This window comes from Paraburkholderia sp. J10-1 (assembly GCF_905220165.1).
Classification (GTDB): Bacteria; Pseudomonadota; Gammaproteobacteria; order Burkholderiales; family Burkholderiaceae; genus Paraburkholderia.
Genome location: NZ_CAJMYW010000069.1, coordinates 1 through 605 on the forward strand (window position 1 = coordinate 1; position 605 = coordinate 605).

Consider the following 605-nt stretch of genomic DNA (forward strand, 5'->3'; position numbering starts at 1 on the left):
GCATCGTGGGTCTCCACGAGCAACGTGATTTACGAAGTGGGCGCGACGCCCGTGTTCGCCGACATCGATCCCGTCACGCGCAACATCGACCTCGACAAGCTCGAAGCCGCCATCACGCCGAAGACGAAAGCCATCATTCCGGTGTTTCTCTCGGGCCTGCCCGTCGACATGGACCGGCTCTACGCGATCGCCCGCCAGCACAGTCTGCGCGTGATCGAGGACGCCGCGCAGGCGTTCGGCGCGAGCTGGAACGGCAAGCGCATCGGCGAGATCGGCGACATCGTCTCGTTCAGCTTTCACGCCAACAAGAACCTCACGTCGATCGAAGGCGGCGCGCTCGTCCTCAACGACGAAGCCGAGGCCGTGCTCGCGCAGAAGTACCGCCTGCAGGGCATCACGCGCACCGGCTTCGACGGCATGGACTGCGACGTGCTCGGCGGCAAGTACAATCTCACCGATGTGGCGGCGCGCGTGGGGCTCGGCCAGCTCAAGCACATCGAGCGCTTCACCGTGCAGCGTCGTGCGCTTGCGAGGGCCTACTTCGCGGGTTTCGAGGGCGGCGCGGCGGTGAAGCTCGGCATGGGCCTGCCGCTCGCCGATTTCGC

At 66.1% G+C, this 605-nt stretch carries 1 protein-coding gene; it reads left to right on the forward strand.

What is annotated here, in order from left to right:
• On the forward strand, positions 1–605 hold a 605-nt coding region (locus U5A65_RS40735), incomplete at both ends, for a DegT/DnrJ/EryC1/StrS aminotransferase family protein (protein ID WP_321949732.1).